General features: G+C 68.5%; 15 protein-coding genes and 1 pseudogene. 4 read left to right on the plus strand and 12 right to left on the minus strand.

From position 1 onward, the window contains the following. Positions 1-51 precede the first annotated feature (51 nt). The 3 genes and pseudogenes from I71_RS17405 to I71_RS17415 all read right to left on the minus strand — a co-directional run. A pseudogene (locus tag I71_RS17405) lies at positions 52-921 on the minus strand (allantoate amidohydrolase); the annotation flags it as partial. A 41-nt stretch (positions 922-962) separates the two neighbouring features. Beyond that, a complete protein-coding gene (preA, locus tag I71_RS17410) occupies positions 963-2,249 on the minus strand; it encodes an NAD-dependent dihydropyrimidine dehydrogenase subunit PreA (RefSeq protein WP_042696105.1) in 1,287 nt (428 codons plus the stop codon). Between the two features lie 17 nt (positions 2,250-2,266). Then, positions 2,267-3,586, minus strand: coding sequence for an NAD(P)-dependent oxidoreductase (locus I71_RS17415; protein WP_042696106.1), 1,320 nt, complete (start codon positions 3,584-3,586; stop codon positions 2,267-2,269). Between the two features lie 344 nt (positions 3,587-3,930). On the opposite strand from I71_RS17415, the gene ogt reads away from it, so the two are divergent. Further along, positions 3,931-4,506: a methylated-DNA--[protein]-cysteine S-methyltransferase gene (ogt, locus tag I71_RS17420; protein ID WP_042696107.1), complete on the plus strand. Its 576-nt coding sequence runs from the start codon at positions 3,931-3,933 to the stop codon at positions 4,504-4,506. A gap of 19 nt (positions 4,507-4,525) precedes the next feature. On the opposite strand, the gene bdcA is transcribed toward ogt, so the two are convergent. Beyond that, positions 4,526-5,239 carry an SDR family oxidoreductase gene (gene bdcA / locus I71_RS17425; protein ID WP_042696108.1) on the minus strand — a complete coding sequence of 238 codons (714 nt, stop codon included), beginning with the start codon at positions 5,237-5,239 and terminating at the stop codon, positions 4,526-4,528. A gap of 124 nt (positions 5,240-5,363) precedes the next feature. Between bdcA and I71_RS17430 the strand changes: the two genes are divergently transcribed. Next, positions 5,364-5,915 carry a TetR/AcrR family transcriptional regulator gene (locus tag I71_RS17430; protein WP_042696109.1) on the plus strand — a complete coding sequence of 184 codons (552 nt, stop codon included), beginning with the start codon at positions 5,364-5,366 and terminating at the stop codon, positions 5,913-5,915. A 22-nt stretch (positions 5,916-5,937) separates the two neighbouring features. Here I71_RS17430 and I71_RS17435 read toward each other — a convergent pair whose 3' ends face one another. The 4 genes from I71_RS17435 to uxaC form a co-directional block, all read right to left on the minus strand. Next, a complete protein-coding gene (locus tag I71_RS17435) occupies positions 5,938-6,858 on the minus strand; it encodes a sugar kinase (RefSeq protein ID WP_042696110.1) in 921 nt (306 codons plus the stop codon). A 46-nt stretch (positions 6,859-6,904) separates the two neighbouring features. Continuing rightward, on the minus strand, positions 6,905-7,885 hold the full coding sequence (locus I71_RS17440) for a DMT family transporter (protein WP_083897224.1): 981 nt from the start codon (positions 7,883-7,885) through the stop codon (positions 6,905-6,907). A 42-nt stretch (positions 7,886-7,927) separates the two neighbouring features. Further along, on the minus strand, positions 7,928-9,451 hold the full coding sequence (locus tag I71_RS17445; RefSeq protein ID WP_042696112.1) for a UxaA family hydrolase: 1,524 nt from the start codon (positions 9,449-9,451) through the stop codon (positions 7,928-7,930). 80 nt (positions 9,452-9,531) lie between these two features. Further along, positions 9,532-10,932, minus strand: a complete 1,401-nt coding sequence (gene uxaC, locus I71_RS17450; protein WP_042696113.1) for a glucuronate isomerase — start codon at positions 10,930-10,932, stop codon at positions 9,532-9,534. Between the two features lie 332 nt (positions 10,933-11,264). Here uxaC and I71_RS17455 point away from each other — a divergent pair, with 332 nt between their 5' ends. Further along, on the plus strand, positions 11,265-12,047 hold the full coding sequence (locus tag I71_RS17455; protein WP_042696120.1) for a GntR family transcriptional regulator: 783 nt from the start codon (positions 11,265-11,267) through the stop codon (positions 12,045-12,047). A 31-nt stretch (positions 12,048-12,078) separates the two neighbouring features. Here I71_RS17455 and I71_RS17460 read toward each other — a convergent pair whose 3' ends face one another. The 3 genes from I71_RS17460 to kduI all read right to left on the minus strand — a co-directional run bounded on the left by I71_RS17460 (position 12,079) and on the right by kduI (position 14,156). Beyond that, positions 12,079-12,450, minus strand: coding sequence for a cupin domain-containing protein (locus I71_RS17460; RefSeq protein WP_042696114.1), 372 nt, complete (start codon positions 12,448-12,450; stop codon positions 12,079-12,081). Positions 12,451-12,515: 65 nt separating this feature from the next. Beyond that, positions 12,516-13,274 (minus strand): 2-dehydro-3-deoxy-D-gluconate 5-dehydrogenase KduD, encoded by a 759-nt coding sequence (kduD, locus tag I71_RS17465; RefSeq protein WP_042696115.1) that lies wholly within the window; start codon positions 13,272-13,274, stop codon positions 12,516-12,518. Between the two features lie 45 nt (positions 13,275-13,319). Further along, on the minus strand, positions 13,320-14,156 hold the full coding sequence (kduI, locus tag I71_RS17470; protein WP_042696116.1) for a 5-dehydro-4-deoxy-D-glucuronate isomerase: 837 nt from the start codon (positions 14,154-14,156) through the stop codon (positions 13,320-13,322). Between the two features lie 234 nt (positions 14,157-14,390). Between kduI and I71_RS17475 the strand changes: the two genes are divergently transcribed. Further along, positions 14,391-14,849 carry a methylglyoxal synthase gene (locus I71_RS17475; RefSeq protein ID WP_042696117.1) on the plus strand — a complete coding sequence of 153 codons (459 nt, stop codon included), beginning with the start codon at positions 14,391-14,393 and terminating at the stop codon, positions 14,847-14,849. A 15-nt stretch (positions 14,850-14,864) separates the two neighbouring features. Here I71_RS17475 and I71_RS17480 read toward each other — a convergent pair whose 3' ends face one another. After that, positions 14,865-15,623, minus strand: a complete 759-nt coding sequence (locus tag I71_RS17480) for a GntR family transcriptional regulator (protein WP_042696118.1) — start codon at positions 15,621-15,623, stop codon at positions 14,865-14,867. Between the last annotated feature and the right edge of the window lie 270 nt (positions 15,624-15,893).

A 15,893-nucleotide genomic window follows, 5' to 3' on the forward strand; every position in this document is an offset into this window, starting at 1 on the left:
TCGGCGCGCGCTCGCCGTCATCGCGGCGAGGATGCCGTCGTCCGCACTTTAGAGATCGACGGTGAAGAAGACGCGGCCGGGGATGACCTTGCGGCTGTTGGGGTGGATCTGCATCAGCCCGACGGTGGCACAGGCCAGCGGGCCGTATTTCAGGCCGATCCGGTTGACCGCATCGACGACGCGGGCGGCTCCCAGCAGGGCGTCCTTGCGACGGACCATCGGGGTCGGGCCGGCATGGGCCTCCTGGCCGGTGAAGGTGATCTCGTACCAGCGCTGGCCCTGGCAGTCGGTGACGACGCCGATGGTCTTGCCCTCGGCCTCCAGGATCGGCCCCTGCTCGATGTGGGCCTCGAAATAGGCACCGACCTTGCGGCCACCCACCTCCCGGTCGCCGGCATAGCCGATGCGGGCCAGCTCCTCGCCCATCGTCTTGCCGTCGAGGTCGGCGCGCGACAGGCCATACTCCAGATCGAACACCCCGGCGAAGACGCCGGACGCCACCATGGCCGGGGCGAAGCGCGAGCCTTCCTCGTTGGTCCAGACCGCGACCTCCACCGGGGCCTCGGTGACGTAGTTCATGTCGTTCAGGCTGCGCACCACCTCCAGCCCGGCCAGCACGCCATAGACGCCGTCATATTTGCCGCCGGTCGGCTGGCTGTCGAGATGGCTGCCCATGATGACCGGGGGCAGGCTGTCGTTGCGGCCGGGGCGGCGGGCGAAGATGTTGCCCATCCTGTCGACCGAAATCGTGCAGCCGGCCTCCTCGCACCAGCGCACGAACAGGTCTCGGCCCTGTTTGTCGAGGTCGGTCAGCGCCAGCCGGCACACGCCGCCCTTGGGCGTGCCGCCGATCTGCGCCATGTCCATCAGGCTCTGCCACAGGCGCGAGCCGTTCACGGCGACATTCTGCGGGGTGGACATGTTGCTCTCTCTCCTGAACGTCGTTCTTATGAGGCGGCTTGTTATTCGGCGGCGGCTTCGGGGACGCGCATCGGGTTGCGGGCGTCGTTGGGCCAGGTGACGTAGGGCAGATCGGTCTGCTCCGGCACCATGGTGATGCAGTCCGGCACCGGGCAGACATGGCTGCACAGGTTGCAGCCGACGCATTCCTCGTTGACCACGGTGAAGACGCGCCGGCCGTCTCCCTGGTCGATGCGGATCGCCTGGTGCGAGGTGTCCTCGCAGACGATGTGGCAGCGGCCGCAGTCGATGCACAGGGCGGGGTCGATCAGCGCCTTGGTCGAGAAGTTCATGTTCAGGTCGTTCCAGTTGACGACGTTGCGCACCGCACGGCCGCTCAGCTCGTCAATGGTCCGGTATCCCTTCTCGTCCATCCAGTTGGACAGGCCGCCGATCATGTCCTCGACGATCTTGAAGCCGTAGGTCATGGCCGCGGTGCAGACCTGCACATTGGTAGCGCCCAACGCCAGGAACTCCGCCGCGTCGCGCCATGTCGTGATGCCGCCGATGCCGCTGACCGGCAGGCCGCTTGTGTCGGGATTGCGGGCGATCTCCGCCACCATGTTCAGCGCGATCGGCTTCACCGCCGGGCCGCAATATCCGCCGTGGCTGCCCTTGCCGTCGACCACCGGGGTCGGGGCCATGGCGTCGAGATCGACCGCGACGATGGAGTTCACCGTGTTGATCAGCGACACCGCGTCGGCGCCGCCGCGCTTGGCCGCTTCCGCCGACCACAGGATGTTGGTGATGTTGGGGGTCAGCTTGACGATCACCGGCAGGTTGACGGCGTTCTTCACCCAGCGGGTGACCTGCTCGACCATCTCCGGCACCTGCCCGATGGCGGATCCCATGCCGCGCTCGCACATGCCGTGCGGGCAGCCGAGGTTGAGTTCCAGCCCGTCGGCGGCCCCGGTCTCGGCGATGCGGCGGGCGAGGCCGGCCCAGGCGGTCTCGGTCATGGTGGCCATCAGCGAGACGACCATGGCGCGGTCGGGCCAGTCGCGCTTGACCTCGATGATCTCCTGCAGATTGACGGCGAGCGGCCGGTCGGAGATCAGCTCGATGTTGTTGAAGCCGATCATCCGGCGGTCGGTGTCGAGATGCGCGCCATAGCGGCTGGAGACGTTGACCACCGGCGGGTCCTCGCCCAGCGTCTTCCAGACGACACCGCCCCAGCCCGCCTTGAAGGCGCGGACGACGTTGTAGGCCTTGTCGGTCGGCGGGGCCGACGCCAGCCAGAAGGGGTTGGGGGAGCGGATGCCGGCGATGGTGCTGCGGAGATCGGCCATGATGTGGCTCCCTTTCCTCAGGCGGTCAGGTGGCTGTGGATGGCGAGGGCGGCGAGCTTGCCGTCCTGCACGGACTGGACCGTCAGATCCTCTCCCGTCGCGACGCAGTCGCCGCCGGCCCAGACCTTGGCGAGCGTGGTGCGGTAGGACTCGTCGATGGCGATCTTGCCGCCGGTGACCTGCAGGCCGTCGAGCGCCTCGGCCGACAGCTTCTGGCCGACCGCCTTCAGCACCATGTCGGCCTGGAGGGTGAAGGTCTCGCCGGTGCCGGACAGTTTGCCGTCGCTCAAGCGGGTCCGCTCGAAGGCGATGGTGGTGTCGCCGATCTCCTTGGGGGCTGCAAAGGTCTTGAGGACGACGCCTTCGGTCTGGGCCAGCTCCTGCTCCCAGGCGGTGGCGCCCATCTGGGCACGGCCGCGGCGGTAGACCAGGGTGACGTCCTCGGCGCCCAGGCGCTTGGCCTGGATGGCGGCGTCGATGGCGGTGTTGCCGCCGCCGATCACCACGACCTTGCTGCCGACGGCCGGCGGCTGGCCGGGTAGGGCCTGACGGACGCGCTCGATGAAGGCGGTGGCGTCTTCCACGCCCGCGCGCTCCTCGCCGGGGATGCCGAGGCGGTTGTTGGACCCCAGGCCGACGCCGAGGAAGACGGCGTCGAAGTTGGCGCGCAGGCTTTCGAGCGACAGGTCGGCGCCCAGCTTGCGGCCATGCTCCACCGTGATGCCGCCGACGCCGAGGATGAAGGCGACCTCGCGCTGGGCGAAATCGTCGGCCATCTTGTAGGGGGCGAGGCCGTATTCGTTGAGGCCGCCGGACTTGGCCTTCGCCTCGAACACCGTCACCTCATGGCCGAGCGTGGCGAGGCGGTGGGCGCAGGACAGGCCGGCCGGGCCGGCACCGACCACGGCGACGCGCTTGCCGGTGGCGGCGGCGCGGGCGAAGGGGTGGGCCGGTTCGCCGTCGATGAGACGGTCGGTGGCGTGGCGCTGCAGCCGGCCGATGGCGACGGGGCGATCCTCCGCCCGGTTGCGGACGCAGGACTGCTCGCACAGCGTCTCGGTCGGGCAGACGCGGCCGCAGGTGCCGCCCATGATGTTCTCCGACAGGATCGTCGTCGCGGCACCCTTCAAATTGCCGGTGGCGATCGAGCGGATGAAGGCCGGAATGTCGATGCCGGTCGGACAGGCCTTGATGCAGGGGGCGTCGTAGCAGAACAGGCAGCGGTTCGACTCGGCCAGCGCCTGCACCGGCGTCATCGCCGGGGTCAGGTCGGCGTAGGGCGAAGCCGAAAGGTCTCCGGCGGAGTCTTGGGTGGCAAGCGGAGCGATCAGGGTCATGGCGGATGGCTTCCCTTCGGTCGCGGAGCGGCGTGTCTACCGAAGCATCAGCAACCCGCGTGCCAAGAGAACCAACCAGCACGGTCAACGGACGGGGGCGGCGGAAAAGCTGACTGTTCGGTCAGGAACTGACGGTATGGACAGGCATTGCCTCATCATGCCAGCCATGCGGATTGCACGCAACTCGGCCTTTTGGCGCCTGTTTTGGCGGCGTTACGCAAGAAACGCATGGGAATTCGCAAGCGCGAAAACAGGAAATTACGCCGTATCAAAGGGTTGCGCCGGAGGGTTGCTGCCTTCAATTTCAGCAGCGCGCCTATGCAACAGGGAGAGGAGGGGCTGCGATGTCCGCCGTCACCAGCCTGCTGATCGACCGCACCGCGACGCCCATTGGCGAGCTGATCGTGATTGCGGACGAAGAGGGCGCCCTGCGCGCCGTCGACTGGAGCGAGCATGAGGACCGGCTGCACCGGCTGCTGCGTCTGCACCATCGCGGTGGCTACGACCTGCGGCCGTCGGCCGATCCGGGTGGTCTGACGCGGGCGATGGATGCCTATTTTGCGGGCGAGCTTGCCGTCATCGAGCGGTTGCCGGTGCGCACCGGCGGGACGCCGTTCCAGCGCGCCGTGTGGGCGGCGTTGCGCGGGATTCCCTGCGGCGGGACCATAACCTACCGCGAACTGGCGGCGCTGGCCGGGCGCCCGGCGGCGGTGCGGGCGGCGGGGCATGCCAACGGCGCCAACCCGGTCGGCATCGTCGTGCCTTGCCACCGGGTGATCGGGTCGGATGGAACGCTGACCGGCTATGGCGGAGGGGTGGAGCGCAAGCGCTGGCTGCTGACGCATGAGGGGGCGTTGGCGGAGGAAATCTCCCTCTCCCCGGGGGGGGAGAGGGGATCTCTTGCTGCGTGTATAGTTTAGCGAAGGAAGAGGATGACCGTCAGGCGCCGAAGCCGCCGTCGATGGTCTGGAACGAACCGGTAATCATCGCGGCATGCGGGCCGGCGATGTAGGCGGTCAGTTCGGCCACCTCGTCGGCATGGATGTGGCGCTTGATCGCCATGAAGCCATGCATGGTGGAAGCCATCGGCCCGTCGGCCGGGTTCATGTCGCTGTCGGTCGGACCCGGCTGGATCGCGTTCACCGTGATGCCGCGGTCGCCGAAGTCGCGGGCGAGGCCGCGCACCATGCCCTGGACCGCCGACTTGGTCAGCGCGTAGGCGGCCCCGCCGGCAAACGGCATGCGGTCGCCGTTGACCGAGCCGATGACGATGATGCGCCCGCCGTCATTCATGCGCCGGGCCGCTTCGACCGCCGCGTGGTAGGGCGCGCGGACATTGACGTCGATCATGCGGTCGACGGCATCGGGATCGAGCGTGAGCGGATCGCCCAGCACCAGCGTGCCGGCATTGACCACCAGCACGTCCAGCGCGCCGCGGTCCGCCACCGTGGCGATCAAGGCGTCGCGGTCGGCGCTGTCGGTGCGGATGGCCTCGGCGCCGGTTTCGGCGGCGAGAGCCTCGGCGGCGTCCTTCGACCCGGCATAGGTGAAGGCGACCGCACCGCCGGCCTTGGCGAAGCGGCGGACGATGGCCTTGCCGATGCCGCGGCTGCCGCCGAGGACCAGGACTTTGCGGCCGGTGAACTCACCCATGATGTGCTCCTTGAGAAAATGTAGTGACCGCTATATAAATTCAGGCGAGGGATTTGCGCAAGGAGAAAATATAGTGGTCGCTATAGAATCGTCCGGGACGCGGGGACGGCGGCGGTCCTTCGACATGGACGAGGCGGTCGAGACCGCGATGAAGCTGTTCCATGCCCGCGGCTACGACGCCGTTGGCGTCGCCGAACTGGGGGCGGAGCTGGGGATCAAGCCGCCGAGCTTCTATGCCGCCTTCGGCAGCAAGGCCGGACTGTTCGAGCGGGCGCTTCAGCGCTATGCGGCGGGGGAGGCCAACATCTTCGCCCGCGCGCAGGCGGATGGCGGCGGCGTGGTCGAGGTGATCGAACGCACGCTGCTGCTGGCGGCGCGGCTCTATCCGGAGCGGAACGGAGTGGCGGGGTGCCTCGTGCTCGACGGCGCGCGCAACAGCGCCGATCCGGAAGCGCGTGCGTTGACCGCGGCGCTGAGGAAAGCCAGCGTGTCGGCGATCTGCGCCTTCATCGCCGGGGAGGAGCCGGAACGGGCCGGCGCGCTCGCCGAATTCGTGATGATCGCGATGATGGGGATGTCGGCGGCTGCTCGCGACGGCGCGGACGAGACGGCGCTCACCGCCTTCGCGGAGATGGCGGCCCGCGCCTTCCGCCGCGAACTGGCGGCGGAAGGCTGATGTGTCGGCTTGAAACCGGCGGTCAGGCCGGCATGGCGTCGCGCGGAATGATGGCGCCGCGGTGCTGGATGACGGCGGCGGCCAGCCTGTGGGCGGCGCGGGCGGCATCGGCCGGCCCCTCGCCGCGCAGGCGGGCGGCGAGATAGCCGGCGCTGAAGCTGTCGCCGGCCGCCGTGGTGTCGACCACGGTGGCGACCTTCAGGGCGGGCACTTCGACGGCCTGGCCATTCTCGATCACCACGCAGCCGGGCTGTTCCAGTTTCAGCACGATCTCGGAAACCCCGGCGTCGCGGACGCGGGCCAGAACGGCGTCGGCATCGGCATCGCCATAGAGGTCGCGCAGATCGGTGACGCCGGGCAGCGCGATGTCGGTCAGCCGCAGCATGCGGTCGAAGGCGGCGCGGGCGGTCTCGATGTCGGGCCACAGACGCGGGCGCCAGTTGGTGTCGAAGGCGACCTTGCCGCCGCGCGCGCGGACCCGCTGCAGCACCTCGAACAGGCGCTCGCGGCCCTCTTCGCCCAGGATGGCGATGCTGATGCCGGACAGATAGACGATGCCGTAGCCCTCCAGCGCCTTGGACAGCTCCGGCGTCTGGGGCAGGGCGAACAGCTCGCGCGCCGGCGCCCGGTCGCGCCAGTAGAGGAAGCGGCGCTCGCCGCTGGCATCGGTCTCGATCATGTAGAGGCCGGGCAGGCGGTTCGGCACGCGCAGGACATGGCCGGTGCCCACCCCTTCGGCCGCCCAGGCCGTCACCATGTCCTGGCTGATGCTGTCATCGCCGAGTGCCGTGACGTAATCGACCGGCGTGCCCAGCCGCGCCAGATAGACGGCGGTGTTCAGCGTGTCGCCGCCGAAGCCCATGGTCAGCGACCCGTCCGGCCGCCGGAACATCTCGATCATGCATTCGCCGAGCGCAGCGACGCGGTTGGGCGTTTCGGTCATTCTTCTTCTCCACAAGCCGGGGATCGCCCCGGCGACGTCTTGTTCATCACGCCGCAGAGCGGCGCAGCTGTGCCCGCATCCGTTCGCGGTGGGCGGTGTAAAGGCCGCTGGCGATGATCACGCCGGTGCCGACGAAGGTCCATTGGTCGGGCACCGCGCCGAAGACGAGGTATCCCAGCGCCGTCGACCAGATCAGCTGGACATAGGTGAAGGGCGCCAGCACCGACGCCTCGCCCTGGCGGTAGGCCAGGATCAGCAGCCATTGCGCTGCCGTGTAGACCAGCCCGATGAAGGCGCCCAGCAGCATTTCCCACGGCGTCGGCATCGCGGCGTGCAGGGGGAGCAGGGCGGTCAGCACGATCAGGCCGGTGAGCGCGCTCCACACCATGGTGGTCAGCGGGTTCTCCTGCGCCGTCATCTTGCGCGTCGCCACCAGCCCGAGCGCCCAGCTGAAGGCGGTGAGGATCGGCAGCAGCGAGGCGGGCTGGAACCCTTCCGCCCCCGGCCGGATGACGATCAGCACACCGGCCAGCCCGACCAGCAGCGCCGCCCAGCGGCGGATGCCGACCTTCTCGGCCAGCAGCAGGATCGACAGCACGGTGACGAAGACGGGGGAGACGAAGCTGATCGCCGCCGCCTCGGCCAGCGGCAGATGCTGCATCGCCATGATGAAGAACAGGGCCGATCCCAGCATGCCCAGGCCGCGCACGGCCTGAAGCCCCGGCCGCGTGGTCTTCAACACGCTCAGCGAGCCGCCGCGCAGAGCCAGCGGCATCACCAGCGCGGTGAAGACGACATAGCGCATCCAGGCGATCTCGGCCGGCGGCAGGGTGCGGCCGAGATATTTCGCCGTGGCGTCGGAGCAGGACAGGCAGGCCACCGCCAGCACCACCAGCAGGATCGCCCGCATCGGCTCCGTGCCCTTGGACCCCGGTCCAGTGGGGTGGATCGGGGTCTGTGGCGCGTTCACCGGTTCGGGACCGGTGTCGGTGCGGGGGCCGGGGAGAGGGGTGGAACTGTCTGGCATGGCGCCGGCTCTTCAACGGTTTCCAACAAGGGGGCGGACCCCTTACATAACCGCTCCCATCTGCCAAGGGGCGAATTCATCGGCGCCGACGCCGAGTTCCTCGCTCTTGGTCTTGCGGCCCGACGCGGTGTCGAGGACCAGCTGGAAGATCGCGCGGCCGACTTCCTCGATCGAGGCGTCGCCGCTGGCGATGGCGCCGCAATCGATGTCCATGTCGTCCGGCATCCGGCGGAACAGCGTGCTGTTGGTCGCCAGCTTCAGGCTGGGCGTCGGCTTGCAGCCGAACACCGAGCCGCGGCCGGTGGTGAAGCACAGCACGTTGGCGCCGCCCGCCACCTGGCCGGTCGCCGACACCGGGTCGTAGCCGGGCGTGTCCATGAAGACGAAGCCCTTCTCGGTGATCGGCTCGGCATAGCGGTAGACGGCGGTCATCGGGGTGGTGCCGCCCTTGGCGACCGCACCCAGCGACTTCTCCAGGATGGTGGTCAGGCCACCCTTCTTGTTGCCGGGCGACGGGTTGTTGTTCATCTCGCCGCCGGTGCGGCTGGTGTACTCCTCCCACCAGCCGATGCGCTCGACCAGCGCCTCGCCGACCTCGCGGCGGACGGCGCGGCGGGTCAGCAGATGCTCGGCGCCATAGACCTCCGGCGTCTCGCTCAGCACGGCGGTGCCGCCGTTGCGGACCAGCAGGTCGACGGCATAGCCCAGCGCCGGGTTGGCGGTGATGCCCGAATAGCCGTCGGAACCGCCGCACTGCAGCGCCAGCGTCAGGTGGCTGGCCGGCAGGGTCTGGCGGGTGACGTCGTTGATCTCCGGCAGCAGCGCCTCGATCCGGCGGATTCCCTCGCGGGCCGCGGCGGCGGTGCCGCCCATGTCCTGGATGCCGATGGGGATGACGCGGGCGCCGGCCTCAAGGCCGGTGGCCTCCATCAGCTTGTCGATCTGGTTCACCTCGCAGCCGAGACCCAGCAGGATCACCGCGGCGAAGTTCGGGTGGCGGGCATAGCCGGCGATGGTCCGGCGCAGCGTGTCCATCACCTCGCCGCTGCCGGCCATGCCGCAGCCGTAGCCATGGGTCAGCGCCACGACGCCGTCGATGTTGGGGTAGGCGGCGAGCGCGGAGCCGCGGAAATGATCGGCGATCATCCGCGCCGCGGTGGCGGAGCAGTTCACCGAGGTCAGCACGCCGATGTAGTTGCGGGTGGCGACGCGGCCGTCCGGGCGCAGGATGCCCTGGAAGGTGGCGCGCTCGGCCTCCGGGATCGGCTCGACCGGGTGGACATCGGCGCCGAAGGCGTAGTCGCGCTCGAAGTCGCTGCCCATGCCCATGTTGTGGACGTGGACATGGTCGCCCGGCTGGATCGCCGCGGTGGCGAAGCCGATGACCTGATTGTATTTGCGCACCGGTTCGCCCGGCGCGATGGCGCGCACCGCGACCTTGTGGCCGGCCGGCACCGGCCCGGTGGTCGCGACGTCTGTGCCGGGCAGGGTGGTGCCGGGCTCCAGGTCGGCGCCGGCGACGACGACGTTGTCGGCGGGGTGCAGGCGGATGGTCAGCGATGCCATGGGAAGATGTCCTTGAGGAGACGTGCTGGCCCCTCTCCCCTTGTGGGAGAGGGGCTTTGCTGGTCGTAATGCTCAACCAATCACAGCTTGTAGGCGTTCTTGGCGAGGCGGTAGGCGAGGTCGACGGCCAAGTCCGCGGCCTCGTCCTCGGCCATCCGGTGTTCAGCGACCAGGCGGGCGAGGAAGCTGCAATCGACGCGGCGCGACACGTCGTGGCGGGCCGGGATCGAGCAGAAGGCGCGGGTGTCGTCGTTGAAGCCGACCGTGTTGTAGAAGCCGGCGGTCTCCGTGATCATCTCGCGGTAGCGGCGCATGCCCTCGGGGCTGTCATGGAACCACCAGGCCGGGCCGACGCGCAGCGCCGGGTAATGGCCGGCCAGCGGCGCCAGCTCGCGGGAATAGCTGTCCTCATCCAGGGTGAACAGGATGATGGTCAGGTCGCGCTCGTTGCCGAAGCGGTCGAGCAGCGGCTTCAGCGCCCGCACATACTCGGTGCCGCTCGGGATGTCGGCGCCCTTGTCGCGGCCGAAACGCTCGAACACGAGGGTGTTGTGGTTGCGGAAGCTGCCGGGATGGATCTGCATGACCAGACCGTCCTCCAGGCTCATCCGCGCCATTTCGGTCAGCATCTGGGCGCGGAACAGCTCGGCCTCCTCGGCCGTGGCACCGCCGCGGCGGACGATGTCGAACAGCTTCTTCGCCTCGGGGCGCGGGAGGTCGGCGGTCGCCGCCGTCGGATGGCCGTGGTCGGTCGAGGTGGCGCCATAGCTCTTGAAATAGAGGCGGCGGTCAGCCAAAGCGGCGAGGTAGCCCTCCCAGGTCGCGGTGTCCTGTCCGGTGATGCGGGCCAGCTCGGCGAGGTTGTCGCGGAAGCCCTCGAACTCCGGATCGACGACCGGGTCGGGACGGAAGGCGGTGATGACCCGGCCCTTCCAGCCGCTTTCGCGGATCGCCTTGTGGTGCACCAGCGGGTCGAGCGGCGATTCGGTGGTCGCCAGCACTTCGAGGTTGAAGCGCTCGAACAGGGCGCGCGGGCGGAATTCCGGCTTGCGCAGGCACTCTTCGATCTGGTCGTAGATGCGGTCGGCGCTGGCCGCGCTCAGACGCTCGGTGACGCCGAAGACCGTCTCGAAGGCGTGGGTCAGCCACATCGAGGTCGGCGTGCCGCGGAACAGGTGCCAGTTGCTGGCCAGCAGGCGCCAGATGGCGCGCGAGTCGGACGAGGTCTCCCCGCCGTCCCTGCGCGGAACGCCCAGCTGCTCCAGCGGAATTCCCTGGCTGTAGAGCATGCGGAATGCATAATGGTCGGGCTTGACGAACAGGCTCGCCGGATCGGGGAACGCCTCGTCCTTGGCGAACCAGGACGGATCGGTATGGCCGTGCGGGCTGACGATCGGCAGGGCGGCGACTTCGCCATACAGGCGGCGCGCGATGTCGCGTTGCGTCGGGTCGCTCGGGAAAAGACGGTCGGGGTGAAGCATCGGAAGCCTCTACGCTGCAAGAAAAGGGCAAAAGCAGGGTGGGGAGAAGGCGGGGTCCGTGCGGGGGACCGTCCCTACCGGCTGGCTGTATAATATTAATATATTAGATCTGATTGCAAGCCCAATCGCTCCCCGCGCTGGGTATCGATGCCCGCAAAGGCTGCGCCCAGTCGCCGCACCCCACCGGCGGGAACCCGGTGACTGGGCCAGGGGGCGGCGGGATACTGGGGATGGATTTGACCTTGGCGAAGGGGGGCGGGTAGATTGCAGGGCATGAAGATCATCCTATGGGCGGCGGACCGCTGCCCCACCAGATCCGTACGCCTGCCGGAATGGAGCCATCGGTGAAGAAGGTCGCGACGACAGAGGATCAAGGCGGCCTTGCCTCCGCAACCGCGCGCCGTACCGCGGCCCCGGCGGCGGCGGTACGGCCGCCGCGCCGTGCCGCGACCGTGGCCTCGCGCATCTACCGTGACCTGCGCGGCGAGATCGTCTCGCTGAAGCGCAGGCCCGGCGACGCCATCGCCGAGAAGCAGATCGCCGAGAGCTATGGCGTCAGCCGCACACCCGTCCGCGAAGCGGTGCTGAAGCTGGCCGACGAGGGGCTGATCGAGATTTTCCCGCAATCCGGCACCTTCGTGTCGCGCATCCCGCTGGACGCGCTGCCGGAGGCCTTCGCCATCCGCAAGGCGCTGGAGGAGGCGACGGTGCGCTATGCGGCGGCACGGGCCAGCCGCAGCCAGATCGCCGCACTCCGCGCCAATCTGGAACTGCAGCGGGAGATGCAGGAAAGCGCCAACTACGAAGGCTTCCACCAGGCCGACGAGGCGTTCCATGCGCTGATCGCGGACATCGCCGGCTATCCGGGATTCTGGACGCTGATCCAGCAGACCAAGGTGCAGATCGACCGCTACCGCCTGCTGACCCTGCCGGTGCGCGGGCGCATCGCCGAGGTGATCGCGGAGCACGCCGCCATCGTCGAGGCGGTGGCGGCCAACGATCCCGCCGCCGCCATCAAGGCGCTGGACGACCATCTGGACGATCTGCAGATCTCGGTCGCCGACATCCGGCGTGACTATCCGCGCTATTTCACCGCGCCGGGCGATCCGATGTGACGCAGGGCCGGGGTGAAGCGGGACCGGGACCTTATTGGGCGTCCGCTTCGGCGGCATAGGCCACCGGCTCGCCCAGGAAATCCTCGCGGATCGGCGTGAAGATGTCGAGCAGGACGCCCGGCTCCAGCGCCACCACGCCATGCAGAACATTGGACGGCACCATGTAGCCGTCGCCGGTGTTCAGCCGCTTGGTGCGGCCGTCGATGGTGACATCGAAGGACCCCTTCTCCACCACGGCGCACTGGACATGGGGATGGCGATGCTGCGCGCCGATGGCGCCGGCTTCGAACTCCACCCGCACCATCATCATCGTGTCGTTGTAGCCCAGGATCTTGCGGCGCACGCCGTCGCCCAGATCCTGCCACGGGATGTCGCCTGCGGTCACGAATACGTCGGTCGTCATCGTCCGGTTTCCCCCCAAAAGGAAGCCCTCCTCCGCCCGTGAGGGGCGGGGAGGGCCGTTTTCCGTCAGCGCGCCAGCCAGCCGCCATCGACCGGCAGGATGGTGCCGTGGATGTAGTCGGCGGCTTCCGACGCCAGGAACACCGCCGGGCCGCCGATGTCGGACGGCACGCTCCAGCGGCCGGCCGGAATGCGGCCCAGGATCTCGGCGCTGCGGTTCTCGTCGGCGCGCAGAGCCGCGGTGTTGTTGGTGGCGACATAGCCCGGCGCGATGGCATTCACGTTGATGCCCTTGCCGGCCCATTCGCAGGCCAGAAGCTTGGTGATGCCGGCGACGCCGCTCTTGGAGGCGGTGTAGGACGGCACGCGGATGCCGCCCTGGAAGGACAGCATGGACGCGATGTTGATGATCTTGCCCTTGCGGCCCGCGCCGATGGCGTAGCGGCCGAAGGCCTGGCAGAGGAAGAACACCGTCTTGATGTTGAGGTTCATCACGGCGTCCCAGTCGGCCTCGGAGAAGTCGACGGCATCGGCGCGGCGGATCATCCCGGCATTGTTGACCAGGATGTCCAGCCCGCCGAGCGTGGCGACCGTCTGCTCCACCAGCCCCTGGACCGGGGCGATGGAGGTCAGGTCGGCGTGGATGCCGAGGAACTTGCGGCCGGTCGCCTCGACCAGACCCTTGGTCTCGTCCAGCGACACCACGTCGACGGCGGCGATGTCGGCGCCGGCCTCGGCCATCGCCACGGCGATGCCCTGGCCGATGCCGGTGTTGGCGCCGGTGACCAGCGCCACCTTGCCGGTCAGGTCGAACGAAATGCTCATGGTCGGTTCCCGTTCTTATGAGTTGGTTTCAAATCGGGTGGCGCGTCAGCGCAGGCGGTCCATGGCGACGAAGTCCATGTCCGTGAAGTCCTGGTTGTCGCCGCCCATCGCCCAGATGAAGGTGTAGTTGCGGGTGCCGACACCGGAATGGATCGACCAGGGCGGGGAGATCACCGCCTGTTCGTTGGCGACCACGATGTGGCGGGTCTGCTCCGGCTCGCCCATCAGGTGGATGACGCGGGCCTCTTCCGGCAGGTCGAAGTAGAAATAGACCTCGCAGCGCCGGTCATGGGTGTGGCACGGCATCGTGTTCCACATGTTGTTCGGCTTCAGCACCGTCATGCCCAGCACCAGCTGCGCGGTGCGGACCACGTCCGGGTGGATCATCTGGTAGATGGTGCGCTCGTTCGACTGGGCCGGGTCGCCGAGATGCACGGCCTTGGCCTGGCCGATCGAGATCTTCATCGTCTCGAACCGGGCATGGGCGGGGGTGCTGTTCAGGTAGAACTTGGCCGGCTCGCGGCGGTCCAGGCTTTCGAAGACGATGTCCTTGCTGCCCATCGCGACATAGAGCGCGTCGCGTGGCGCCAGCTCATACACCACGCCGTCGACGGTCACCCGGCCGGCGCCGCCGACATTGACCACCCCCAGCTCGCGCCGGTCGAGGAAGTTGGGCGAGCCGATCTCCTTGGCGGAGTCCAGCTTCAGCGGGCCGGCCACCGGCATGGCGCCGCCGAGGACGAAACGGTCGATGTGGCTGTAGGTGAAGACGGTCTCGTCCGCCTCGAACAGGGTCGGGACCAGGAAATGGTCGCGCAGGGTCTCGGTGTCGTAACCGCGGACCGCGTCGGGGTGGGAAGCGTGCCGGACGGAGATTTTCATGGGGTGGTTCCTTTTAAATCTGTGCAGCCGGCGTCCCGGCGGGTTTGGCGCCATCATACTAATATACTAGTAAGCCGGGCAAGCTCTAATGATGGCCTCCCGGACACTTCAGACGGCAAAGGGTGCGACAAAGTCGCAGGTCCGAAGGGGGAAAGGCGGCAGGGCGGGAGCCCGCGTTGCGTCGTTCCCGAAGGTAATATATTAGAGTGTGGTCTTCGTCCGGAGTGTCCATCCATGACCGCCCAGCAGTCCGCCCCGCAGCCCCGCAAGCGCATCGCCCTCGTCGCCCATGACGCCCGCAAGGCGGACCTGATCGCCTGGATCGGTGCCAACATCGCCGCATTGGACGGCCATGCCTTCTGGGCGACCGGCACCACCGGCCAGAAGGTGCGCGACGCCCATCCCGGCCTGGACGTGACCCCGTTGAAGAGCGGCCCGCTCGGCGGCGACCAGCAGATCGGCGCGATGATCGCGGAGGGGCGGATCGACCTGCTGGTCTTCTTCGTCGATCCGATGACCGCCCAGCCGCACGATGTCGATTTGAAGGCGCTGACCCGGCTGGCGACGCTTTACAACATCCCGATGGCCTGCAACGAGGCGACGGCCGACATGATCGTTTCCTCCGCCCATTTCGCCAGCGGGTACGCCCCGCGCGCCGCCAGCTTCACGGCCTATGAGACGCGCAAGCTGTGAGCGCGTCCCCTCCCGTCATTCCGTGAAGTAGTGCGGATAGCTGCGCTGGACGTCGGCGATGCCCAGTTGCAGGTCGGTCAGGTGGTGGCGCAGTTCGGCCGCGGCGCGGTCGGGATCGCGGGCGGCCACCGCCTCGACGACGGCGCCATGTTCGGTCAGCGCCTTGTCCATCCGGCCGGCCGCCGGCAGGGTCAGGTGGCGGTAGCGGTCGACCTGCCGCTTCACCTGCTGGGTCACCGCCCAGAAGCCGGGATAGCCGGAGATCTCCGCCAGCAGCGCGTGGAAGGCCTCGTCGGCCTCATGGAAGCCGTCGAAGTCGCCGGCCTCCTTCATCTCGCGCTGGAGTTCCAGATTGGCGCGCAGCCGGGCCACCTGGCTGCCGGTCGCCTGTTCGGCGGCGTAGCGCACGGTGGCCTCCTCCAGCGCGCGGCGGATGGCGATGGCCTCCGGCAGGGCGCTGATCGGGATGCGGGCGACGAAGGTGCCGGACTGCGGGAACACCTCCACCAGTCCCTCGTCGGCCAGCTTCAGCATCGCCTCGCGGACGGGCGTGCGGCTGACGCCATAGGTTTCCGACACCTCCTTCTCGATCACCGGCTCGCCCGGCTTGCGGCGCAGGGAAACGATGTCGTCGCGCAGGTCGCGGTAGATGGTGCCCGATACGGTGGCGCCGCGATGGGCCGGCCTTGCGGTGGCGCTGGCGGGCCGGCGGCGGCGGCGGCGCACCGGTGCGGCCACCGCCACCATGTTCGAATCGCCCGCGTTGGAATCCATGCTCGTCCCATTCAAGTCATCGGCGCTCAATGCCAGGAGGCCGTGCTTACTAATATATCGCTGCGGGTCCGCGGGCGGAACGTCTTTTGCCGCATGAATGTCATCGGTGGGGAGCGGGCAAGGCGCAGCACCCGCTCCCCGGGATCAGTACCTTACAGCTTGGCCGCCGCGTCGAACACCGCGTGGCTGTAGGCGCCTTCCGGCTTCTTCGAGATCACCGGGGCCGAGGCGCCCGACATCAGGATGCCGACGGTGCGGTCGAAATCGCCG

Origin of the sequence: Azospirillum sp. B506, from assembly GCF_000333595.1 — a bacterium.
Lineage (GTDB): Bacteria > Pseudomonadota > Alphaproteobacteria > Azospirillales > Azospirillaceae > Azospirillum.